General features: G+C 64.1%; 24 protein-coding genes. 18 read left to right on the top strand and 6 right to left on the bottom strand.

Going from position 1 to position 21082, the window contains the following annotated elements:
* The first annotated feature begins 24 nt into the window (after window positions 1–24).
* Window positions 25–984 (top strand): XdhC family protein, encoded by a 960-nt coding sequence (locus tag KHP60_RS16740; RefSeq protein WP_213565465.1) that lies wholly within the window; start codon window positions 25–27, stop codon window positions 982–984.
* A 40-nt stretch (window positions 985–1024) separates the two neighbouring features.
* Here the strand turns inward: KHP60_RS16740 and KHP60_RS16745 are convergent, their stop codons facing one another.
* Window positions 1025–1195, bottom strand: coding sequence for a hypothetical protein (locus tag KHP60_RS16745; protein ID WP_213565466.1), 171 nt, complete (start codon window positions 1193–1195; stop codon window positions 1025–1027).
* Window positions 1196–1292: 97 nt separating this feature from the next.
* Window positions 1293–1922 (bottom strand): FMN-dependent NADH-azoreductase, encoded by a 630-nt coding sequence (locus KHP60_RS16750; RefSeq protein WP_213565467.1) that lies wholly within the window; start codon window positions 1920–1922, stop codon window positions 1293–1295.
* Window positions 1923–2037: 115 nt separating this feature from the next.
* Here KHP60_RS16750 and KHP60_RS16755 point away from each other — a divergent pair, with 115 nt between their 5' ends.
* The 11 genes from KHP60_RS16755 to KHP60_RS16805 all read left to right on the top strand — a co-directional run bounded on the left by KHP60_RS16755 (window position 2038) and on the right by KHP60_RS16805 (window position 12879).
* Complete coding sequence (locus tag KHP60_RS16755; RefSeq protein WP_213565468.1) at window positions 2038–3009, top strand: LysR family transcriptional regulator; 972 nt, start codon at window positions 2038–2040, stop codon at window positions 3007–3009.
* Window positions 3010–3950: 941 nt separating this feature from the next.
* A complete protein-coding gene (locus tag KHP60_RS16760) occupies window positions 3951–4775 on the top strand; it encodes an alpha/beta fold hydrolase (RefSeq protein WP_213565469.1) in 825 nt (274 codons plus the stop codon).
* Window positions 4772–6436 (top strand): PAS domain-containing hybrid sensor histidine kinase/response regulator, encoded by a 1665-nt coding sequence (locus KHP60_RS16765; RefSeq protein ID WP_213565470.1) that lies wholly within the window; start codon window positions 4772–4774, stop codon window positions 6434–6436. The genes KHP60_RS16760 and KHP60_RS16765 overlap by 4 nt, the downstream gene beginning before the upstream one ends.
* Window positions 6437–6455: 19 nt before the next feature.
* Window positions 6456–6590, top strand: a complete 135-nt coding sequence (locus tag KHP60_RS25525; protein ID WP_283770718.1) for a hypothetical protein — start codon at window positions 6456–6458, stop codon at window positions 6588–6590.
* Window positions 6591–6803: 213 nt separating this feature from the next.
* A complete protein-coding gene (locus tag KHP60_RS16770; RefSeq protein ID WP_213565471.1) occupies window positions 6804–7319 on the top strand; it encodes a (2Fe-2S)-binding protein in 516 nt (171 codons plus the stop codon).
* Window positions 7316–8332: a xanthine dehydrogenase family protein subunit M gene (locus KHP60_RS16775; protein ID WP_213565472.1), complete on the top strand. Its 1017-nt coding sequence runs from the start codon at window positions 7316–7318 to the stop codon at window positions 8330–8332. Before KHP60_RS16770 ends, KHP60_RS16775 begins: the two co-directional genes overlap by 4 nt.
* An 11-nt stretch (window positions 8333–8343) precedes the next feature.
* Entirely contained in the window at window positions 8344–10581 is a 2238-nt protein-coding gene (locus tag KHP60_RS16780; RefSeq protein ID WP_213565473.1) for a xanthine dehydrogenase family protein molybdopterin-binding subunit, read from the top strand.
* Between the two features lie 68 nt (window positions 10582–10649).
* Window positions 10650–11024 (top strand): XdhC family protein, encoded by a 375-nt coding sequence (locus tag KHP60_RS16785; RefSeq protein WP_213565474.1) that lies wholly within the window; start codon window positions 10650–10652, stop codon window positions 11022–11024.
* Window positions 11021–11728: an XdhC family protein gene (locus KHP60_RS16790; RefSeq protein ID WP_213565475.1), complete on the top strand. Its 708-nt coding sequence runs from the start codon at window positions 11021–11023 to the stop codon at window positions 11726–11728. The genes KHP60_RS16785 and KHP60_RS16790 overlap by 4 nt, the downstream gene beginning before the upstream one ends.
* A complete protein-coding gene (locus KHP60_RS16795; protein WP_213565476.1) occupies window positions 11725–12312 on the top strand; it encodes an NTP transferase domain-containing protein in 588 nt (195 codons plus the stop codon). Before KHP60_RS16790 ends, KHP60_RS16795 begins: the two co-directional genes overlap by 4 nt.
* Before the next feature lie 342 nt (window positions 12313–12654).
* Window positions 12655–12879, top strand: coding sequence for a DUF1858 domain-containing protein (locus tag KHP60_RS16805; RefSeq protein ID WP_213565477.1), 225 nt, complete (start codon window positions 12655–12657; stop codon window positions 12877–12879).
* A 37-nt stretch (window positions 12880–12916) separates the two neighbouring features.
* On the opposite strand, the gene KHP60_RS16810 is transcribed toward KHP60_RS16805, so the two are convergent.
* Complete coding sequence (locus tag KHP60_RS16810; RefSeq protein ID WP_213565478.1) at window positions 12917–13615, bottom strand: Crp/Fnr family transcriptional regulator; 699 nt, start codon at window positions 13613–13615, stop codon at window positions 12917–12919.
* 274 nt (window positions 13616–13889) lie between these two features.
* Between KHP60_RS16810 and KHP60_RS16815 the strand changes: the two genes are divergently transcribed.
* From KHP60_RS16815 to KHP60_RS16825, 3 genes are all read left to right on the top strand, one after another.
* On the top strand, window positions 13890–14345 hold the full coding sequence (locus KHP60_RS16815) for a pseudoazurin (RefSeq protein WP_213565479.1): 456 nt from the start codon (window positions 13890–13892) through the stop codon (window positions 14343–14345).
* A gap of 109 nt (window positions 14346–14454) precedes the next feature.
* Window positions 14455–15636: an NnrS family protein gene (locus KHP60_RS16820; RefSeq protein ID WP_213565480.1), complete on the top strand. Its 1182-nt coding sequence runs from the start codon at window positions 14455–14457 to the stop codon at window positions 15634–15636.
* 87 nt (window positions 15637–15723) lie between these two features.
* Window positions 15724–16119: a DUF6455 family protein gene (locus tag KHP60_RS16825; RefSeq protein ID WP_213565481.1), complete on the top strand. Its 396-nt coding sequence runs from the start codon at window positions 15724–15726 to the stop codon at window positions 16117–16119.
* Between the two features lie 120 nt (window positions 16120–16239).
* On the opposite strand, the gene KHP60_RS16830 is transcribed toward KHP60_RS16825, so the two are convergent.
* Together KHP60_RS16830 and KHP60_RS16835 are read right to left on the bottom strand one after the other, a co-directional pair.
* Window positions 16240–17217 (bottom strand): ABC transporter substrate-binding protein, encoded by a 978-nt coding sequence (locus KHP60_RS16830; protein WP_213565482.1) that lies wholly within the window; start codon window positions 17215–17217, stop codon window positions 16240–16242.
* A gap of 254 nt (window positions 17218–17471) precedes the next feature.
* On the bottom strand, window positions 17472–18182 hold the full coding sequence (locus tag KHP60_RS16835) for a L,D-transpeptidase (protein WP_213565483.1): 711 nt from the start codon (window positions 18180–18182) through the stop codon (window positions 17472–17474).
* A gap of 592 nt (window positions 18183–18774) precedes the next feature.
* Here KHP60_RS16835 and KHP60_RS16840 point away from each other — a divergent pair.
* Window positions 18775–19140, top strand: a complete 366-nt coding sequence (locus KHP60_RS16840) for a hypothetical protein (RefSeq protein ID WP_213565484.1) — start codon at window positions 18775–18777, stop codon at window positions 19138–19140.
* Window positions 19141–19626: 486 nt separating this feature from the next.
* On the opposite strand, the gene KHP60_RS16845 is transcribed toward KHP60_RS16840, so the two are convergent.
* On the bottom strand, window positions 19627–19755 hold the full coding sequence (locus tag KHP60_RS16845; RefSeq protein ID WP_213565485.1) for a YHYH domain-containing protein: 129 nt from the start codon (window positions 19753–19755) through the stop codon (window positions 19627–19629).
* Window positions 19756–19992: 237 nt separating this feature from the next.
* Here KHP60_RS16845 and KHP60_RS16850 point away from each other — a divergent pair, with 237 nt between their 5' ends.
* A complete protein-coding gene (locus tag KHP60_RS16850; RefSeq protein ID WP_311925094.1) occupies window positions 19993–20130 on the top strand; it encodes a hypothetical protein in 138 nt (45 codons plus the stop codon).
* 183 nt (window positions 20131–20313) lie between these two features.
* Window positions 20314–20940, top strand: coding sequence for a hypothetical protein (locus KHP60_RS16855; protein WP_213565486.1), 627 nt, complete (start codon window positions 20314–20316; stop codon window positions 20938–20940).
* The last annotated feature ends 142 nt before the right edge of the window (window positions 20941–21082 follow it).

The following is a 21082-nucleotide window of genomic DNA, read 5'->3' on the forward strand; positions in this document are numbered from 1 at the left end:
AGCCAGCCCGACAGGCTTTCAGGAATGCTTGCCGCTGCCGACGCTGCGACCCCGCTCGACGTTTTGCGCTTTGTCATGGAAGCTGGGCGGAGCGGCCAGCAGGTTGCCCTGGCGACGATTACAGGCCTGACCGGCTCGTCATCCCGTCCAATCGGAACACTGATGGGCGTGACGGCGGACGGCGGCTTCGCCGGCTCGTTGTCGGGGGGATGCATCGAGGCAGCCGTCGTTGCCGAGGCACGGGAGGCGATCCGGTGTGGGCAGCCCCGGCAGGTGCGCTACGGCGCCGGCTCCCCTTACATTGACATCAGGCTCCCTTGCGGCGGCGGGGTGGATCTGCTGTTCCACCCCGCTCCTGATCCGGACGTGGTTGGGCAAGCGGTAGCCTGTCTCGAGGAGCGGCACCCTTTGGCTCTCGCTCAGGGCCGTTCAGGCGGCTTGGACGTCCTCCCTGGGCTGGTACGGCAGGCGCCAGGCTGGCGGGGAGAGACGTTCCTTTCCTGGTATGCGCCTCCGCTGGAGCTCGTTGTCGTCGGACACGGAGCGGAAAGCCTTGCACTGGTTCGGCTCGCTCTGAGCAGCGGCACCGCACCGACGCTGTTGTCGCCCGACGAGCGGGTGCTGACGCTGGCCACGGCACTGGGTGCCCGCGCAAACCCCCTCAGGAATCTGCGTCCGTCCCCGCATCTCCTTGCAGACCCTTGGAGCGCCGTCGTGTTCCTGTTCCACGACCATGCCTGGGAGTCCTCGCTTCTGGAGCAGGCGTTGACCCAGCCCTGGTTCTTCATCGGTGCGATGGGGAGCCGACGGGCCCACGCCCACCGGCTTGCTACATTGCGTGAATGCGGGCTGCCGGAAGAGGCGCTCGCGCGCATCGTTGCGCCGCTCGGACTGATCCCCTCGGCGCGCGATCCCGTCACGATGGCACTCTCGGCGCTGGCTCAGGTGGTTGATGGTTATCGCCAGATGACGGCCGTGACGTAGCAGACGCTCCAGGCGGGTGCCCTCCTACGTCTTCGTCATGTCAAGCGCCTGGGGAGATCATGCCGAAATCGTCGCTCGTGTCGACGTCGCGCAGAATGGCCGCATCGTCGGCCGGGCACGCCACCACGTCCGGGCGTCCGCAGGGGATAGACCCTGCACCGGCATCCCCCGAGAGCCCTCCGATCACGCCCTTGAGATCACATGCGAGCACGACGACGTGGCACCCTCGTACCTCAACATGCCCCCATGCGATCCATCAAGTCGGGTGAAGGCAACTCCAATTGCTCCGCCTTGGGAACCGTGGCAGGTCAGGCCGCCTTGCGGCAGGCCTCTCCAATCGTCTCACCGATCTGCCGGCGCACGCCGTCGATGGCCTGCTCGCGAGCCTCCGGTCCGAAAGCGAGCTTCTCCGCCCGCAGGAAGGTCACGTCGGTGATGCCCATGAAGCCGAGAAGATTGCGCAGGTGCGGCTCCTGCGAGTCCATCGGCTGTGCCGGCCCCTCGCTGTAGAGGCCGCCGCGGCTCAGGATGACGACGGCGCGCTTGCCCTTGAGCAGGCCTTCGGGACCGCTCTCGCTGTAGCTGAACGTGATGCCGGCCCGCAGCACGTGGTCGAACCAGGCCTTCAGGGTCGACGGCATGCCGAAATTGTACATGGGCGCTCCGATGATGATCGTATCGGCAGCCTTGAGTTCGGCGATCAGCCGATCCGACAGGGAGCGGGCGGCAGCCTGGGCGTCGTTGGCCGGCTCGCTTCCGTGCAGCGCCGTGGCGGAGTCGATGGTCAGATGTGGGACGGGGTCGCGGCCGACATCCCGGGTCACGACGCGCAGGGCGGGATCATGAGACCGAAGGCGGGCGACGGTTTCCGCAACGAGCTGGCTGGACACGGAGGCCTCCCCGAGGGCGCTGCTGGTGATCACGAGAGCTGTAGACATGGGACAATCCTTCCAAGGGTTCTGGTCCTTGCGATACGACCGAGGTAGTGGTTCATCGGATGCAGCAGAAGGCCCATATTCCGCACCATCCTGTTGCCTGGAGGGGAACATCGCCGTGACCGAGCTCGAGGATCTGAGGACTTTCGTGGAGGTCGTCGAGAGCGGCGGACTCAACCGTGCGGCGGCCCACCTGGGCGTCTCGAAGTCGATCATCAGTCGGAGGATCACGCGCCTGGAGGCGGATCTCGGCACCCGTCTGCTCAGCCGGAGCACGCGCGGCATCACCCCGACCGAGGCCGGCATCGAGTTCAAGGCGCGGTGCGACCGGATCCTGGCGGAGCTCGAGGAGGCGCGCGAAGCGGTCGCGCAACAGGGCCGGTCGGTGCGCGGGCACCTTCGCCTCTCCGCCCCGCTGTCGTTCGGCGTGCGTCACCTGGCGCCGGTCCTGGCGGACCTCGCCCGGGCCCACCCGGACCTCGAGCTGGACGTGTCCTATAGCGACCGGGTGGTGGAACTGATCGGGGAGCGGTTCGACGCCGCGATCCGTATAGGCTCCCTCCGGGATTCCAGCCTCGTGGCTCGCCGGATTGCGCCGGTTCGTGCGGTGATGGTTGCGAGTCCCGATTACCTGGCCCGCCACGGACGGCCGAGAACACCGCAGGATCTCACCGCGCATCAATGTCTCATCTACACGGGTCGTCTCGTACCCGAGTGGCAATTCCAGTCGGGCAAGCGCTGGATCGCAGTCCGTCCCGAAGGGCGATTGAAGACGGATAGTGGAGAAGCCATTCTCCAATGGGCGATCGCGGGCCTCGGGATCGCCGATGCGCCGTCGTTCCTGGTCTCCGACGCCATCGAGAGCGGTGCCCTTGAACCCCTCCTGCTGGATTACCCAACGCCCGAGTACGGCATCTACGTCGTGCGTCCGCCGGGCGCCCATGTCCCACGCAAGGTTCGGGTGCTGATCGACACGCTCGTCGAGCGGTTCGGAGGCGCGCCTACATGGGATCGATGCCTAACGGGATCAGGAGACGGGAAACACGCCGAGCCCGCGACACGACCCCGCTCGCCGTTGTCGCGAGCCTAAGGTCCGGCATTCGACTGTGCACTCCCGCGATATTCGCGACTGACGCGTGAGAGGTATCATGCGAAGGCGCAGTCCTCTGCAACAGATGCTGGCGCCATGGGCTATCGGTCACCGATGCGGGCCGGGCGACGGGTGGATCACCTTATCGATCATCCAGCGGAAGGGCGGCTTCCGGCACGAGGCTGGCCTTGGTCGAAGCTCTGCACTGGCCGCCTAAACAGACCTCTGCATGGTGATGCTGAAGGGCCGTCCCTGACACTGAGCCGACTCATTACTGACACACTTCTCCGAGCGCCGCTGGAACCTTCCGAATACGGTCGAATGACACCTATCCGATGCCGTAAATGCGCTTATCGGAAATTCTGGACGATCTTCTCGCGCACACGCGAGGCTGATAAAGCTAGGCGAGCTCGGGGGTTAACCCATGCAAGATGAGCACTACGACGAACAGGCACATAGCGAGACGCTGAAGATCGCTCAATTCAGATTATTCGGGAATGAGAGAAGGACCCGCATCATCCTGCTCGCGCTCGCCCTTCTGAACGTGGGCCTCCTGGCCTCGGCGGTCGGATACCTCTTCTTCAATGTGTCCTTTGATCCATACAGCCCCGGTCGGTTCCTCTGGTAGCCTATTCCGCCTCGTGAACCTTCGCGTGGCCGAGCATCTCTGCGCTGTTTGCGCACCCTTGCCTGACAGGGTTTGCTCAACCCAAGCTCCGGCTTCCTCAGGGATTGTGAACAGGCGAGCAACCCGGACATCGCATATGCCGAACCCAGCTTCCAGATTCCACCGGGCCTGATCCTGAATGGCTGGGGTACAATCGCGTGTGTTGAAACAGGATCAGGCCCACCTAGATGGGTCAATTGAACCGCAAAGCTCGGGATCGGTCGCCCGGCAAGCGATCCCGATCAACCGGTCTTTGGAATTGCACGGAGGGCCCATGTCTGCCGTTCTGACCCGACACAATGTCAAGGTTTTGGGCCATGGCGAGCAGCCCATGCTGTTCGTCCATGGCTACGGCTGCGATCAGAACATGTGGCGCCTCGTCACGCCGGCTTTCGAGGATCGCTATAAGGTCGTCCTCTTCGACCATGTCGGTCACGGCCAGTCGGACGCTGGATCCTTCGATCCGACACAATACGCCTCGCTCGATCGCTACGCAGACGACGTTCTGGCGATCTGCCGCGAACTGAACCTGACGGATGTGATCTTCGTCGGCCACTCTGTCAGCGCCATGATCGGCGTTCTCGCCGCCATCCAGGAGCCGGAGCGGTTCGACCGCCTCGTCCTGATCGGACCCTCGCCGCGCTATATCAACGATGGCGATTACGTGGGCGGGTTCAAGCCGGAGGACATCGAGGGCTTGCTCGACTTCCTCGACAGCAACCATCTCGGCTGGTCGAGCACCATGGCTCCGGTGATCATGGGCAACCCGGACCGGCCGGAACTCGGCGAGGAGCTCACCAACAGCTTCTGCCGCACCGACCCGGAGATCGCCAAGCACTTCGCCCGCGTGACGTTCCTCTCCGACAACCGGGCCGACCTGTCCATGGTGAGGACAAGGGCCCTCATCCTCCAGTGCTCCAAGGACGCGATCGCTCCTGAGGCCGTCGGGCGCTACATGCATCAGAGCCTTCCAGGCAGCGAGTTCGTCCTGATGAAGGCAACAGGCCATTGTCCGAACCTGAGTGCGCCCGAGGAGACGATTGCCGCCATCGAAGCCTTTCTGCGCCATCCGGCTACCAGCGACACGGCGGCAGAGTGAGCATTGACCCGAAGGCGCTGATGGAAAGCCTGGAGGAACTCTACGAGAGCGCCCCATGCGGCTATCTCTCGACCCTGCCGGATGGCACGATCATCCGAGCCAATCAGACCTTCCTCACCTGGATCGGCATGGAGCGGGAGGACCTTGTCGGCCACAAATGCTTCCAGGACCTTCTGAGCATTGGTGGCAGGATCTTCTACGACACACATTTTGCGCCGCTGCTGCGGATGCAGGGCTTCGTGAACGAGATCGCCTTCGATCTGACCTGCACTGACGGCCGCTCCCTGCCTGTTCTCGCCAACACCGTCCAGAAGCGGGACGCCGCCGGGCATCCTGTCGTCAACCGCATCACCCTGTTCAACGCCACCGACCGGCGAAAGTACGAACGGGAGCTGCTCCTCGCGCGCCAAAAGGCCGAGCAGGCCACCGCGGAGCTCAAGCGCCTGAACGAGACCCTGGAGGAGCGGGTCGCGCATGAGGTCGCCGAGCGCCTGAAGGCCGAGGAGGCGATGCGCCAATCCCAGAAGATGGAGGCGATCGGCCAGCTCACCGGCGGCATCGCCCATGACTTCAACAACCTGCTCACCATCATCGTCGGCAACATCGAGCTCATGCAGCGCCGGCTGCCGGAGGAGGCCGACCGCCTCCGGCGAGCCGCCGATCACGCCATGGACGCGACGCGCCGGGCTGCGACCCTGACGCACCGGCTTCTGGCCTTCTCGCGGCGGCAGCCGCTGGATCCGAAGCCCATCGACGTCAACAAGCTGGTGGCCGGGATGTCGGACCTCCTGCGGCGGACGCTCGGTGAAGTGGTTATGCTGGAAACCGTTCTCGCGGGCGGTCTCTGGCGCAGCCAGGCCGATCCGAACCAGTTGGAGAACGCCATCCTCAACCTGGCGGTCAACGCCCGCGATGCCATGCCCGATGGCGGCAAACTCACGATTGAGACGGCCAATGCTCACTTGGATGAAGCCTATGTCGGGGCGCTCATCGAACCTGTCCCGGCGGGGCAGTATGTGCTTGTGGCCGTCTCGGATACGGGCACAGGCATGGACCGGGTCACCATGGACAGGGTGTTCGAGCCGTTCTTCACCACGAAAGAGGTCGGCAAGGGCACGGGTCTGGGCCTGAGCCAGGTCTACGGCTTCGTCCGACAGTCCAACGGGCATGTCAGGATCTACAGCGAGGTGGGGGAGGGCACGACGATCAAGCTCTACCTGCCGCGCCTGATCGGTTCCAGCGAGGAGGCACCCGAGAGACCGGCGAGGAACCCCGCCACCGTGCAGGGTTCAGGCGAGACCATCCTGGTCGTCGAAGACGAGCCGGGCCTGCGGGCCTATACCATTGAGGCTCTGTGTGATCTCGGGTACCGCGTTCTTGAGGCGGCAGACGGTCGAGAGGCACTGGAGATCGTCAGGAAGCATTCCGAGATCAAACTGCTCTTTACCGATGTGGTGCTGAGGGGCGGGATGAACGGCGGTGCCATTGCCGAGGAAGTGGTGCGGCTCAGGCCCGGGCTCCCGGTTCTGTTCACGACAGGCTACACATCCAACGCCATCGTTCACCAAAGCCGCCTAGACCCTGGCGTGAATCTGATCGGGAAGCCCTTCACCTATGCCGAGTTGGCCGCCAAGGTGAGGCGCATGCTCGACGTCGGCTGACTAAGGGTTCGAGGCGCTGATGGCCGGGAAGGATCACGTGATTGCAGCCTCCATGAAGACCAAGATCGAAGGCGCCCTGAACAAGATCCTCCCGGAAGCGACCAAGGCCGAGCAGCACCGCAAGAGAGCGGAACCGGGCTCTGCCGGTTCTTGAGACGGCCTCATGCCATCGCTCGTGCTTGCCGCGTCGGCCTCGTCCGTAGGAACCTGAGCCGCTCCCGATCGTTAGAAAGCGCTTATTGCCTATGTATCGCGTGTATCGCGTGCGCGGCGGCCTGCCACCGGGAAAGTGGTGCGGCAGCCGTTCTGCTTGAGCCTGATCAGTCCGCAGCAGGACCATTGGGCAGATTGCGCCGAGGAGGTCCTGATGAGTGCAGGCCATAGTGGCTCAGCAACCCTGCCCGAGAGAATTCCCGTCACCCTGACGGTCAATGGCGAGGTCCGGCAACTCGATGTGCTACCCTGGACCGTTCTGCTGGATCTCCTGCGCGATCATCTCGCCCTGACCGGAACCAAGAAGGGCTGCGATCACGGCCAGTGCGGGGCCTGCACGGTGATCGTCGACGGCAAGCGGATCAATTCCTGCATGGCCTTCGCCGTGATGAAGGATGGATCGAACGTCACCACCATCGAAGGTCTTGCCAAAGATGGAGCGCTGCACCCCCTGCAGCAGGCCTTCATCGATCACGACGCCTTTCAATGCGGCTACTGCACTCCCGGGCAGATCTGCTCCGGCGTCGCCTTGATCGAGGAGGGCAGGGCGAAGACACGCGACGAGATCCGTGAGTTCATGAGCGGCAACATCTGCCGCTGCGGGGCCTATACCAACATCGTCGATGCCATCGAGCAGGTGATCGGGGCGAACGGGGAGGCTGGGCGATGAACCGCTTTTCGTACCTGCGCGCCACAAGCATCGATGAAGCCGTGCGTGCAGCGGCCGCCGATCCGACGAGCCGCTTCATCGCCGGCGGCACCAACCTCATCGACCTGATGAAGTACAACGTGGAGCGGCCCGAACGGCTCATCGACATCACGCGCCTGCCGCTGAACCGGATCGAAGAAGCGGATGGCGGTGGTCTGCGGATCGGCGCCCTGGTGACCAACGACGAGGCGGCCTCCGACCCTCGCATCCGGGACCGGTATCCTCTGCTGTCCAGCGCGATCCTGGCCGGCGCCTCGCCTCAATTGCGCAACTCGGCCACGACAGGAGGCAATCTCCTGCAGCGCACCCGCTGTTACTATTTCTATGACCCGGGAACGCCCTGCAACAAGCGTGAGCCCGGCACGGGCTGTCCGGCCGCATTCGGGCGCAACCGGATCCATGCCATCCTGGGCACGAGCGAGCATTGCATCGCCACGCACCCGTCCGACATGGCCGTTGCTCTCGCGGCCCTGGAGGCCGTCGTTCATGTGGCGGGTCCCGACGGCGAGCGAGCGATCCCCCTGTCCGACTTTCACCGGCTGCCGGGTGATCACCCCGAGATCGACACCACCCTGCGGCATGGGGAGATCATCACGGCCGTGGAGCTGCCGCCGACGGATTACGGGCGGCACTACACCTATCTCAAGCTGCGGGACCGTCTCTCCTACGCCTTTGCGCTCGTCTCCGTCGCCGTCGCTCTGCAGATGGATGGAGACACCATCGCGGACGCCAGGCTCGCTCTCGGCGGCGTCGCGCATAAGCCGTGGCGCGATCCGGAGGGGGAAGCCATGCTGCGGGGGCAACCTGCTGCGGAAGACCGGTTTGCTGCTGTCGCCAGCCACATCCTCAAGGATGCCAAGGGCTATGAGGACAATGCCTTCAAGATCGATCTGGCCAAGCGGGCGATCATCCGGGCCCTGTCCCAGGCTGCCGCCGGAACACCCCAGTCCCAGACCGACAAGCGGATTCAATGAGGAGCGTGCCCATGCAGCCCGCAAACGCTTACATCGGCACGCCTCAGAACCGCGTCGACGGGCGCGCCAAGGTCACGGGCGAGGCGAAATACGCGGCGGAGTTCGATGCCCCGGACCTCGCCTATGGCATTGTCGTCTCAAGCGCCATTGCCAAGGGCCGGATCAAGTCCATCGACACTTCGGCGGCGCTCGCGGTGCCGGGCGTGCTGCAGGTCTTCACGCACGAGAACCGCTCTCGGACAGCCTGGTTCGATCGCAACTTCCGCGATGAGACCGCCCCTCCCGGATCGCCCTTCCGTCCGCTCTACGATGAGGGGATCGTCTACGGCGGCCAGCCCGTCGCGCTGGTCGTGGCCGAGGAGTTCGAGCTCGCCGCCCATGCGGCCTCTCTTGTGCGCATCGAGTACGAGACCGACGCTCACATGACCGATCTCGACCTCAGGCGGAGCGAAGCCTATGTGCCGCCGAAGAAGCGCTCGAACGTCAAGCCGCCTCCGAGCCCGCGCGGCGATGCCGAAGGTGCCCTCGCGCAGGCGCCGGTTAAGGTCCATGCCGAATATCGCGTTGCCATCGAGCACCACAATCCGATGGAGACCCATGCCTCGACGGTTATCTACGAGCAGGACGGCACACTCACCATCCACGACAAGACCCAAGGGGCGCAGAACAGCCAGAGCTATGTGTCGAGCGTCTTCGGGCTGTCGAGCAGCCAAGTGCGGGTCGCGTCGCCCTACATCGGTGGAGCCTTCGGGTCGGGCCCGCGTCCGCAATACCAGCTGTTCCTCGCCGTCATGGCGGCGCTTGAACTCAAGCGCTCGGTTCGCGTGGTGCTGACCCGCGACCAGATGTTCACCTTCGGCTACAGGCCCCTGACGATCCAGACGATCTCGCTGGGTGCGAATCCGGACGGGAAGCTCGTGTCCCTCATGCATGATGCCATCCAGACGACCTCCACTTTCGAGGATTATCAGGAGGTTGTCGTGAACTGGTCTAACCTTCTCTACCACTGCGATAATGTGAAACTCACGTATCAGCTGGCGCAGGTTGATACCTATACACCCATCGATATGCGCGCTCCCGGTGCCGCACTCGGCGTCACGGCCATCGAGACGGCCATGGATGAGCTCGCCTATGCGGCAGGAATCGATCCTGTCGAGCTGCGGCTCAGGAATTATGCCGAGACGGATGAGGCGGACAAGAAAACCTTCACCAGCAAGGAACTCCGCGCCTGCTACCAGCTCGGGGCCGAGCGCTTCGGCTGGGCCAAGCGCAACCCTGAGCCCCGTTCCATGCGCGACGGGCGGGAACTCGTCGGCTGGGGCATGGCGACCGGCGTGTGGGAAGCCATCATGCAGAAGACCGCCGCGCGGGCGGTCCTGACCCGGGACGGCAACCTCGAGATCACGTCCGCCACCACGGATATCGGCACCGGCACCTACACGATCCTGACCCAGATTGCAGCGGAAACCCTCGGACTCCCCATGGAGGCGGTGACCACGAAGATCGGCGACTCGAGCCTGCCGAAATCTCCCGTTCAGGGCGGGTCGTGGACGGCGGCCTCCGCCGGTTCCGCCGTGCAGAACGCCTGCCTTTCGGTCCGGGAGCAGCTTTTCAAGTATGCCCGGCAGATGGAGGAATCGCCGCTGGCCAATGCCAGCATCGAACAGGTGATGTTTGTCGATGGGCGAATTTGTCTGATGAACGAACCGAATGTCGGCGTCATCTTTGCCGAAGCCATGCAGGCGGCCGGCGTCGAGCGGGTCGAGGCGGAGGAAAAGGCCAGTCCCGGCATGCTGACGAGCATGCGTCATTCCGGCTACTCGCATTCGGCCGTCTTCGTGGACGTGAAGGTCGATGAAGAATTGGGCCGCGTGCGGGTGACGCGGGTGGTCAATGCAGTGGCGGCCGGCACCATTCTGAATCCGAAGACGGCGCGCAGCCAGATCTTGGGCGGCGTCGTGTTCGGGATCGGCATGGCGCTTGAGGAGGAGTCCATGCTCGACCACAATCTCGGGCGCTTCATGAACCACAATCTGGCCGAGTACCATGTGCCGGTGAATGCGGACGTCTACGACATCGACGTGATCTTCGTGTCCGAGCACGAGCAGCTGCTCAATCCTTTGGGGATCAAGGGCCTGGGCGAGATCGGCGTGGTCGGAACGGCGGCGGCCATCGGCAACGCCGTCTTTCACGCCACGGGCAAGCGCGTCCGCGAATACCCGATCACCGTCGACAAGCTGCTTGGGTAGGCTGAACCGCGCCCGGTATAACGAACACTGCATTGCCATTGGGGCACGGCGATCTACTTGGAACTGGAATGATCACGAGCGATGCGGACATCCTGAAGGAGGCCGAGGCCTGGAAGCGCGCCGGCAAGGGCGTGGCGGTCGCGACGGTCGTCGAGACCTGGGGATCGGCACCTCGTCCTGTCGGGAGCCATCTCGTTATCGATGAGGCGGCCAACTTCCTAGGCTCCGTCTCCGGCGGCTGCGTCGAAGGCGCCGTCATCATGGAAGCCATGGACGTGATCGCGGACGGACGGCCCCGGATGCTCGAATTCGGGGTTGCCAATGAGACCGCCTGGCAGGTCGGCCTCACCTGCGGCGGACGCATCCGTATCTACCTGGAGCGGGTGGAGGATGGCTCCGATCACCTCGCCGGCCGTCCTGGTTCAGGTCAAGCGCTCGCATGAAGCTCGACCTTCTCGCTGCTCTCAATGAAGAGTGCGCCGCCCGCCGCGCAACCGTTCTGATTACGGAGATTGCGTCAGGGCAGCAGCGTCTCGTGCGCGAGAAGGACATTCCGGCGGATCCCTTGAGACATCGCCTTCAGGAGCACCTCACCCTGCGCACGAGCGGCCTGATCGAGGAGGGCGACAAACAATTCTTCCTGGATGTGCATGTTCCACCCGTGAAGCTGCTGGTCATTGGAGCCGTTCACGTCAGTCAGGCGCTTGCACCCATGGCGGCGGGATTGGATCTCATGGTCACGATCATTGATCCGCGCACCGCCTTCGCCTCGCCCGAGCGCTTTCCCGGTGTGGCCCTCCTGGCCGAATGGCCCGACGAAGTGATGCGGCGCATTCGTCTTGACCGGAACACGGCCGTTCTCACGCTCACGCATGATCCGAAAATCGATGATCGCGCTTTGGCGGAGGCTCTCAGGTCCGACTGCTTCTACATCGGTGCGCTCGGATCCCGGAAATCGCATGCGCAGCGGTTGGAGCGCCTGCGCGCGACAGGCTTCGGCGAGGATGACCTCGTACGCATCCATGGGCCGGTCGGCCTCAACATCGGGGCTGTCTCTCCCGGCGAAATCGCCATCTCCATCCTGGCTGAGATCATCTCTCTCCTGCGACAGGATCGTCGGCAAGCGCGCAAGGCAACGGAGGGATGAGCGAGGTGACCGCAATCGTCCTGGCTGCAGGACGGGGAGCAAGATTCGGTTCTGAGCCGAAGCTGCTGGCACCTCTTGACGGGAAGCCCTTGGTCCGGCACGTGGCCGAGGCCGCCGTCCATTCCTCGGCGAAGCCGGTCATCGCCGTGACGGGTCACATAGCGGATGATGTGGAAGCTTCTATCAATGCTCTTCCAATCCAGATCGTCCGCAACAGCCGCTTTGCCGAAGGGCTCTCAAGCTCCCTGAAAGCAGGCTTCGCTGCGCTGCCGCTTGAAGCGAAGGCGGTTATTGTTCTCTTAGGCGACATGCCGTTCATCACGGCCGATCTGATCGATGAGCTGCTATCGGCCTGGCGAGGCGCCGGACGACCCGCGGCCCTGATTCCGATTCTCGACGGGCGGAGAGGCAATCCGGTCGTGCTGTCACGAACACTGGAAGCGTCTATCAATCAACTTTCAGGCGACGCGGGAGCCGGCCGTATCCTGCGCGATCACCCTGGGGTGGTGGAATGGCCCGTCGACAGCCAATCCATTCTCCAGGATATTGATACGCGGGACGCGTTGCGCCGCCTGCGGAGCTAGTGCTGCAGCCGGGCCTTGTGCGCTGTCCAAGACACGGAGGTGTCGCGCCATGCCGCATGCAAGCGGGGCCCACCGCTCGCACGTCCTGGAAGCGACGCGACAGGCGCTCGCGCGCGTCCTCCACGATCATCCCGCCGAGCGGGCATGCCCTGGTCGTCAGCGTGAGATCGACCTCGATGCCGGCGTCGCCCCGGGCCGCCCGATAGACGAGGCCGAGGTCGACCACGCTGAGGCCGACCTCCCGAAATCCGCGGAGCCTTTCGGAGCAACGTTGTGCGGGGACAAAGAGGGGGAGGAGAGACGGCCTAAACCTGATGCCCGATCCCATCGTCGGAGGCCCACATGACCATCGAATCCACCCAGTCCGTCGACGATGTCATGCGGCGCTGGCCCGCGACGATCCGCGTGTTCCTGAACCACGGGATGCGCTGCGTCGGCTGTCCCATCGCCTGCTTCCACACGGTCGACGACGCCTGCCGCGAGCACAAGGTCGATCACGCGGTTTTCCGGGCCGACCTCAGGGCGGCTGCTGCCGTCGAACGTGGCGAAGATCGCGGCTGCGCCTGAGGCGACCAGCTACGACGAGGTGTCGGTCAGCGCCGGTTCAGTCGGGCAAGCCTTCGGCGAGCAGGAACAGCTTGTGCGGCTCGCGGATCATCATCCGCTGGCGCCCGCCCGCGACGAGGCCCTGGCTTTCCCAGGCGCTGAGGACGCGGCTCACGGTGAACAGCGTGGCACCGGTCATCTCCGCGACGTCCTGGCGCGTGATCGGGAAGTCGATCTGGACCCCCGCCTCGACCTTGCGGCCGGATTGCTTGGCGAGGCGGAGCAGGGCATGGGCGATCCGGCGCTCGACCTGCTCGGTCGACATCTCGACGACGCGGGTATGCGCGTCTTGGAGCCGGCTGCCGACGGTCTGGAGGGTGTTGACCGCCAGACCCGGATGGGTCGCCACGAGGCGGGGCCATGCGGCGGAGGGCCAGACCAGAGCGATGCTGTCCACGACCGCCTGCGCCGTGGCCGGATAGGTCGTGCGGCCGATGGCCATGGCGACGCCGAACACCTCGCCCGGCGCGACGAACCGGACCACCACCTGCTGGCCATCGGGGGTGAGCTTGAACACCCGCAGATGCCCGTGCAGCAGGATGAAGAAGGAATGGGCCTCCTCGTCATGCTGGAACACGTTCGTTCCCTTCGCGTAGCGGATCGACTGCGCCTCCTGGAGCATCCGGTCGACCTGCTCCGGCGTAAGTCCGGCGAAGAGGGGGAGTCCTTCGACGAGGGATCTATCGACGCTGGCCATCCACCAGCTTTGTGCTGAAACGGTTCGCGCCGGGACAACGGTCGAGCGTCATGTTCCGTTCGGACGGACCGGCTGACGACCGGCGGGTCCGCAGGACGTCCTTATACCGTCCTGCTTGCCTTGGCGCAAACGGCGACCTCGTTCCCCGTGGCGTTCTGCGCAAAAGCGCCAACTCTTTGCGCAAGATCAAGTACGGTCGGATCGACGGGGCGTATCACCATCCCAAGAGCTTCGGACAGAGGCTCAGGGTTTCGCATTTCAACAGGAGACAATCATGCGGAAGGTCATGGTACTCGGCGCTCTCGTGGCGGCCCTCGGCTTCGCAGGTGCGGCCAGCGCCGCCGAGGTCGAGGTGAAGATGCTCAACAAGGGCACCGAAGGCGTCATGGTGTTCGAGCCGGCGCTGGTGAAGATCAATCCGGGCGATACCGTGAAGTTCGTGGCCTCGGACAAGGGCCACAACGTCGAGACCGTCGACGGCATGCTGCCGGACGGCGGGCAGAAGTTCGTCGGCAAGGTCAACGAGGAACTCGCCGTCACCTTCGACAAGCCCGGCGTGTACGGCTACAAGTGCAAGCCTCACTACGGCATGGGCATGGTGGGCATGATCGTGGTCGGGGATGCGGCCAACCTGGACCAGGCCAAGGAAGCCAAGCATCCGGGCAAGGCCAAGCAGGCCTTCACCAACCTGTTCGACAAGCTCGTGGCGACCCAGACCGCCGCCAAGTAGCACTCACGTATGACCCATGCGCCGCCGCGGCAGCATCGTCGCGGCGGCGCCAATGTCTTCGCGCGGTACAAGCAGCGATCGGCTGCGAGAGCTTGAAAGGAGATCGGTGATGGCTCCCATTCCCCGCCTGCGGGACTACAGGGGACCCGCGCTTTTCTCCTACGGTTTCCGGCCGTTCTTCCTCTTCGGATCGCTCTATGCCGGCCTCGCGATCCTGGCCTGGCTGCCGGTGTTCTACGGCGAACTGGAGCTGTCGACGGCCTTCGCCCCGCGCGACTGGCACATCCATGAGATGCTCTACGGCTATCTCCCGGCGGTGATCACCGGCTTCCTTCTGACCGCCGTTCCGAACTGGACCGGGCAGATGCCGCTCCAGGGCCGGCCGCTTCTGGTTCTCGTGCTGGCCTGGGCGATGGGCCGCGTTGCCGTCACCATCTCGGCCTGGATCGGCTGGGAGGCTGCGGCGGTGATCGACAACGCGTTCCTGGTGCTCGTGGCGGCCGTCATGGGGCGGGAGATCATCAGAGGGAAGAACTGGCGCAACCTCAAGGTCCTGATCGCGCTCGGTGTGCTCACCGTCGGCAACATCGTCTTCCACGTCGAAGCGCATCTCCTCGGCGCCGCCGACTACGGCATCCGCCTCGGGATCGCCGCCACCATGATGCTGATCATGCTGGTCGGCGGCCGCATCATCCCGAGCTTTACCCGCAACTGGCTCGTGCGGGAAAACCCCGGCCGCCTGCCGGCCTCGTTCGGGCGCTTCGACGTCGTCTCCATGGTTGCCGCCGGCGCAGCCCTCGTGATGTGGACGGCCGCTCCCGAATGGAGCGTGACCGGCGCGGCCCTGATCGCCGCAGGCGTGCTTCAGGCGGCTCGGCTGGCTCGTTGGGCCGGCGAGCGCACCTGGCGGGACCGCCTCGTCCTGATCCTGCATGTGGCCTACGCCTTCGTGCCGCTCGGCTTCGTCCTGGTCGGCGTGGCAGCCCTTGGGCTTCTGCCGGCGAGCGCCGGCATCCATGCCTGGACGGGCGGTGCCATGGGCATCATGACCCTGGCGGTGATGTCCCGGGCCGGCCTCGGTCACACGGGGAGGGCGCTGGAGGCGACGACGGCGATGCAGGGGATTTACCTGCTGCTCGTTGCGGCGGCGCTCGCCCGGGTCTGCGCCGCGATCCATCCGGCCTGGAGCGACACGCTGCTGCTCGTTGCGGGCGGCGCATGGGCCGGAGCGTTCGTAGGCTTCGCCCTGGCGTACTGGACCGTGTTCACCCGTCCGCGGGTGACAGCCTGAGATCATGGAAAGCGTACCGGACTTGCGCTGGATCAACGTTCGGACCCGCGACGTCCGGCATTCTCGCCTGGAAACATGGAGGCGATCATGGGTCTGGTGGCGACAATCCGACAATGGCAGTCGATCTGGGCGCGGTCGCACGAGCTTGAGGCCCTCGCTCCGGACCAGAGGGAGGCGTTGGCGCGTGACATCGGGGTTCCGGAGGACGTGGTGGTCCGCCTCGTGGCCCGTGGGCCGCAGGCAGGCGCGGAGCTACCGCGGCTGATGCAGGCACTCTCCCTCGACCTTGCACGGATCAGGCGCGAACGGGCAGCGCTTGTGCGCGACATGAGCGTGACCTGCTCGGAATGTGCGGTCTCTGCCCGTTGCCGACGGGATCTCGACCGTGGACAGGCATCCCTGACCTACCGCGGGTACTGCCCCAACGCAGAGACGTTGCGGGAGCTGGGCGGTGAACGGCCCGTCGATCTCAGCTTCTCATGAGGTCGGGCTGACCCAGCGAAAGCAATGATGCCCGTCGCGATGACCATGAGGGACTGATCACCAGTCGGCACATGCCAGAAGGAGGCTGAACGTCCCCCCGTGCAGGAAGCTCCGGCGGTTCTACTCGATCACCTCATCGGCCTGCACGAGGAGCGTCGTTGGAACGTCGATGGCCAGAGACCTGGCAGTCCTGAGGTTGACGGCGAGTTCGAACTTGGTTGGATCCTCGATCGGCATCTCACTCGCTGACGCGCCACGCAGAAGACGGGCGACGAAGTCGGCGACACGCCTCTGGAGAGCGGCTCGATCCGGTCCATAGCCGATCAGACAGCCGTTCCTCGCCATGTCACGCCACTCGCAGATGGTCGGCACCCCGGCTTTCAAGGCCAGTTCAGCCAGACGAGGGGCGTCGTTCGCGAAGATCGGCCCACCTGCGATCTGCAGAGCGTCCGCACCGGATGAGCGGATCGCATGGAAGGTTGCCTCGTACTCCTCTGGCCCTGACGTGTAGAAGCTCTGAATTTCGATCCCGGCCTTCTGCGCGACAGTTTGGACCGCCTGATCCGTGGGGGTGTTCCGGGAGCGGCTATGGAAGAGCACCGCAATCCGCCGCCTCGTGGGGAAGGTCTCGTGCAGGAGGTGCAGGCGCTTGCCTTCCAGTTCCGGGTTGAGGAGGACGACACCCGTGATGTTGCCGCCGGGGCGGGTGTAACTTTGCGCCCATCCTGCTGCGACCGGGTTCTCGCCTGCATAGGCCATCACGATGGGAATGGTGCTGGTGGCTGCCCGAGCGGCTTTGATGGCAGTCGGCGCAACGGCAACGATGACATCAGGCTTCGTCGCGACGAGGTCGACAGCCAGAGCGGGAAGGCGCTCGTAGGCATCGTCCGCGGAGAAGACCTGAACGCTGAGATTGCGTCCTTCCACGAACCCGAGCCTCGCCAGTTCAGGGAGGTTCAACTGACGAAAGAGGCGTGCGGGGGCTTGGTTGGGGGTCAGCAGGCCGACCCGCCAGACCTTCTCCGGCGTCTGCGCAAGGAGCGGAGTAGGGAGCAGCGGCACGGCAAGCGCACTGAGCAGGAGGTCTCGTCTCCTCATCGGATCACCCTCACGCCGGATTACCCAGAGCCGATCCTACTCGCTGCCAAGGAATGTGACGAGGCTCGTTCCATAAGCGGCCTCACGAAACCGAAGAGATGCGCTGGCCTGCTCATGAGGCGGAGAGCGAACCTTCATTACGTTTGCCGTCCGTTGCTCCTTGACCCGAAGGAGGCCTTCGATCCGGCAGATGGCGATGGATCGGCAGGCGCTGCCCGCACCGGCAGCGCCTGGACCGGGGGCTGGCGCCGTTGCTAGGCCGGCAGGACGACCACCTTCGTCTTGACCGGCGTTCTGTCGTACAGGTGCATCATGTCCTGCGTGAGCAGGCCGATGCAGCCGCTCGTGATGCCGTTGCCGATCGATTCCGCGTCGAGGCTGGCGTAGATCGTGTAGAGCGTGTAGGCGCCGTTCTGATAGAGATGAAGCGTGCGGGCGCCGAGCGGGTTGTCGAGGCCGCCCGGCATGCCGCGGGCCCATTTGGCCGCCTCGGGCTGGCGCTTGATCATCTCCCTAGGGGGAGTCCAGGTCGCCCATTCGCTCTTGCGCCCGACATAGGCGTCCCCGTTCCACCGGAACCCGTCGCGGCCCACATTGGCCCCGTAGCGGGTGGCGTTTCCGTCGTCCTCGATGCGGTAAACGTAGTAATTGCCGGGGTCGACGATGATCGTCCCGGGCGCCTCTTTGGTGTCGTAGCGAACGGTCCGGCGGAAATATTTCGGATCGACCTTGCTCACATCGACCGCCGGGATCGGGAATTTCTCATCGGGCACCGGCCCGTAGACCTTCGCCGCCTCGGCGAGGCTCATGCCGTCGGATGTCGCGCAGCCGGCCAGCCCCAGCGCGCCGATGCCGGCGGCCGAGCCGGCCAGAAACGACCGGCGGCTGAGAAGCCCCGTCCGATGCCCGCGCAAAGCTGCCTCGTCTGTGTTTCCAGCATCAGCATTCCCACCGTCTATGATCATGATTTGGCCGTTCCCCATGTCCTATTGCCCGAAAAATAGTCCAGCATGCACCCGCTGAACGTCTTGCTGAGCTTAAGACTGCCGTCACACGGCTCGATTGGCAAGCTCGGGCCTTCGCCGACCATGGCTTGCCATGCGCCAAAGTCGCTGACGTCCACGCGGTCTCCCAGTCTCACTTCGCTTGGCACTCGGCATGGCCGCACTTGGTTTGCGGCCATCCACGCCTTCACGGCGCAGCGGTTCCCAAGACGTGGGTGGCCATGACCCGCCCGGCCATGACGCGGAGGTTCATGCGTGAGGAGACCGGACCGGTCGGGGCGGACGCGACAGGCGCTTCGGGCCATTGACCCTCCACCACCTTTGCATGTTATCTCAGTGCCGGAGCCAGGCGCACCCGGTTCCGGGGCGTCAGAACCCCGTCAGGGCGGCGCAAGCATCCGCCGCAACGATGCCTTCCCAGCCTATGGCCGGGGAGGCGCTGTCGCATGTCCAAGGCGAAAGCCGAAAGGGCAGCGCGGTCGTCCCTGACGACTTCTGAACTCCCCGGCCACCAGGGCTCCTGGTGGCCGTCTCGACCAAGGGAGTTGCCGCGATGGACCAGCCGTATTCGCCTTTCGCCGATTGGCTCTCGAAGTTCCACGCCTGGCCCGAACCCGTTCAAGCATTGTGGCTCGTCAGCGTGCCGCTGACCCTGCTCGGGATCACGTGGCTCGTGATGCGCGGCATCGGCGATCTCGTCCGCCTCTCGCGCCGCGAGCACGGCCACGGCGCGTGGCGCGGCCACCGCGAGTGGCGCGGCCACCTGGTCTACGGCGTGTATCAGGACGGGGAGGGCCGCTGGATGGTCTACTGGCACGGGCGCAAGCCCGAGGCGGTGGATTGGGAGAACCCGCCGCCCGAACTCGTCGGGCGAGGGCAGGTGGTGCAGGGGGTGTTCCGGCGGCCGGAGGGTGGCTGATGTGTCGTGTCAAAGAGCCTGTCGCTTGGAGCCAGCACCGTGTGGCCCGGAGCCGTGGGGCTCCGAGCCGGATGGTGATCGAGGGTGGCGCGAGTGGCGGCCCGGCTCGATGGCTATGGTTTGATGGAAGAGCCGGACGGCACCTCGCGCACGGTACTTTTAGGCGTTTAGACTTGGACCAGCACAGGGCTGCCAAGGGCCTCCCGCCAGCAGGATTGCGAGACCTGCCGCAGGACCGTGCCGGCTCCCGTCACTGCGACGCCTCGCGAGCGCGCCCCTCGCAGGAACCGATCTGTGCAATGATATAGCTCAGCCAAGCAACGCTGTCAAGAACAAAGTGAGAACATAGCATTTCACCGGCGCAACACTCTCCACGTCATCACCAGCCTCGTGCCGGTGATCCCGATCGGAGAGGCGCCGCGCTTCACCGCATCGGGATGGCCGGCACAAGCCCGGCCATGACGGGGAGATGCCTCTTCCGGTTTCTTAGCGGTGGCAGTGGCGTTCGCCGGTCTTACGATCGGTGTGACAGCCATTCCTGTCGAGCCCGCCCCCATGGGCGAGTGCGGAGGTGGCGAGAAGCGCCGTCAGAAGAACGGCAAGCAGTGCTTTCATGTGTTTAAGCCCCCCGAGTGATGCCTTTCCGGCATCCGCAGAATAATGCAATCACAGATAGCGATTCGCTACAATATTCCTATAAGTTGTGCGAGCGGACGCGGCCCCTGCGCTTCATGGTCATGACCCCTGCCGATGCGTCATGGCCGGACTTGATCCGGCCATCCACGTCTTGGACCCCGCCGCGCAGAAAAAGGCGTGGATACCTGCGACAAGCGCGGGCATGACGATGGAGCAATGAACGCAGCTGAGTATCATCAGTTCATGCAAAACGGCGGCTGGGTCTATGTCATGACGAACCGGCGGAACGGCACGCTCTCCCTCGGCGTGACGAGCAACCTCGCCCGCCGCGCCTGGGAACACCGGGCTGACTGAATCACTGAAACCGCCCTCAAACCCAGGCGCCACAAGGGTTTGAGGAAGGTGATTCCACTTTGAGGGGCTATCTCCTTCCGTTCAGGCTTGTGCCGAACCGGCATCGAAATCCCACGTCCGGTGAGCGATGACAGGCCCGATAGCCAGGAACGAGACCAGAGTGCCAAAGGCTAACTAACCCAAATGTTCAAATCCAAGACAGTCTTTATCGTCGGTGCAGGCGCGAGTGCGGAAATTGGGCTCCCGACTGGAGCCAAGTTGATCGAAGGCATGGCGCCGCAGCTGAAATTCGATCTTGATGAATTCTCTCGGCCTACCCGGGGAGATAAGGCATTGTTCGAGATCATTCAGCGTCACACCTATAGCGACAATCGACATGAATACGCGATCAATCTGAAAGCCCACGTGTTCGCAGCAGAGAGAATATCGAAGGGCCTCAACTATGCTATGTCGATTGACAACTTTATCGACATTCACAAAGACGATTATCGTATCGAGTTCTGCGGGAAGCTGGCTATTGCCTCAAATATTTTGAAGGCGGAGCGGGATAGCAGCCTTTACGTAAATCCCGACAAGCGCCATGCAACTTTCGATGTCGAGAAGGTGAAAAAGACATGGTTTCATCGGTTTGTGCAAATTCTCCACACCGGAGTTTCCGTCGATGACGTCGGAGGTATATTCGATAATATTTCAATAATAACGTTCAACTATGATCGGTGTATCGAACACTTCCTGCTACACGCGCTCCGTGACATTTATCACTTGGAGTCTGGAGATACCGAAAAGCTTCTTTCGGGTCTAAGAGGCTGACTGAAAAAGGTTGGGTGGCCTCAAGCCCCTGTGATTCCGTCGGATTTGCGAAGATTCGATGGAGGTCAAGATGGTTTGGACCGAGGCCACTCGCCGACAGTATCGGCGAGATGAACTGCGCTATGCAAGCAATCTCACGGAT

This window comes from Microvirga sp. 3-52, from assembly GCF_018383585.1.
In the GTDB taxonomy this organism is placed as follows: Bacteria; Pseudomonadota; Alphaproteobacteria; order Rhizobiales; family Beijerinckiaceae; genus Microvirga.

Coding starts and splice junctions, on each gene's coding strand:
- KHP60_RS16740 (WP_213565465.1), top strand. CDS start 25: ATGCTTGCCGCTGCCGACGCTGCGACCCCGCTCGACGTTTTGCGCTTT.
- KHP60_RS16750 (WP_213565467.1), bottom strand. CDS start 1,922: ATGTCTACAGCTCTCGTGATCACCAGCAGCGCCCTCGGGGAGGCCTCC.
- KHP60_RS16760 (WP_213565469.1), top strand. CDS start 3,951: ATGTCTGCCGTTCTGACCCGACACAATGTCAAGGTTTTGGGCCATGGC.
- KHP60_RS25525 (WP_283770718.1), top strand. CDS start 6,456: ATGGCCGGGAAGGATCACGTGATTGCAGCCTCCATGAAGACCAAGATC.
- KHP60_RS16770 (WP_213565471.1), top strand. CDS start 6,804: ATGAGTGCAGGCCATAGTGGCTCAGCAACCCTGCCCGAGAGAATTCCC.
- KHP60_RS16775 (WP_213565472.1), top strand. CDS start 7,316: ATGAACCGCTTTTCGTACCTGCGCGCCACAAGCATCGATGAAGCCGTG.
- KHP60_RS16780 (WP_213565473.1), top strand. CDS start 8,344: ATGCAGCCCGCAAACGCTTACATCGGCACGCCTCAGAACCGCGTCGAC.
- KHP60_RS16785 (WP_213565474.1), top strand. CDS start 10,650: ATGATCACGAGCGATGCGGACATCCTGAAGGAGGCCGAGGCCTGGAAG.
- KHP60_RS16790 (WP_213565475.1), top strand. CDS start 11,021: ATGAAGCTCGACCTTCTCGCTGCTCTCAATGAAGAGTGCGCCGCCCGC.
- KHP60_RS16795 (WP_213565476.1), top strand. CDS start 11,725: ATGAGCGAGGTGACCGCAATCGTCCTGGCTGCAGGACGGGGAGCAAGA.
- KHP60_RS16805 (WP_213565477.1), top strand. CDS start 12,655: ATGACCATCGAATCCACCCAGTCCGTCGACGATGTCATGCGGCGCTGG.
- KHP60_RS16810 (WP_213565478.1), bottom strand. CDS start 13,615: ATGGCCAGCGTCGATAGATCCCTCGTCGAAGGACTCCCCCTCTTCGCC.
- KHP60_RS16815 (WP_213565479.1), top strand. CDS start 13,890: ATGCGGAAGGTCATGGTACTCGGCGCTCTCGTGGCGGCCCTCGGCTTC.
- KHP60_RS16820 (WP_213565480.1), top strand. CDS start 14,455: ATGGCTCCCATTCCCCGCCTGCGGGACTACAGGGGACCCGCGCTTTTC.
- KHP60_RS16825 (WP_213565481.1), top strand. CDS start 15,724: ATGGGTCTGGTGGCGACAATCCGACAATGGCAGTCGATCTGGGCGCGG.
- KHP60_RS16830 (WP_213565482.1), bottom strand. CDS start 17,217: ATGAGGAGACGAGACCTCCTGCTCAGTGCGCTTGCCGTGCCGCTGCTC.
- KHP60_RS16835 (WP_213565483.1), bottom strand. CDS start 18,182: ATGATCATAGACGGTGGGAATGCTGATGCTGGAAACACAGACGAGGCA.
- KHP60_RS16840 (WP_213565484.1), top strand. CDS start 18,775: ATGGACCAGCCGTATTCGCCTTTCGCCGATTGGCTCTCGAAGTTCCAC.
- KHP60_RS16845 (WP_213565485.1), bottom strand. CDS start 19,755: ATGAAAGCACTGCTTGCCGTTCTTCTGACGGCGCTTCTCGCCACCTCC.
- KHP60_RS16850 (WP_311925094.1), top strand. CDS start 19,993: ATGAACGCAGCTGAGTATCATCAGTTCATGCAAAACGGCGGCTGGGTC.
- KHP60_RS16855 (WP_213565486.1), top strand. CDS start 20,314: ATGTTCAAATCCAAGACAGTCTTTATCGTCGGTGCAGGCGCGAGTGCG.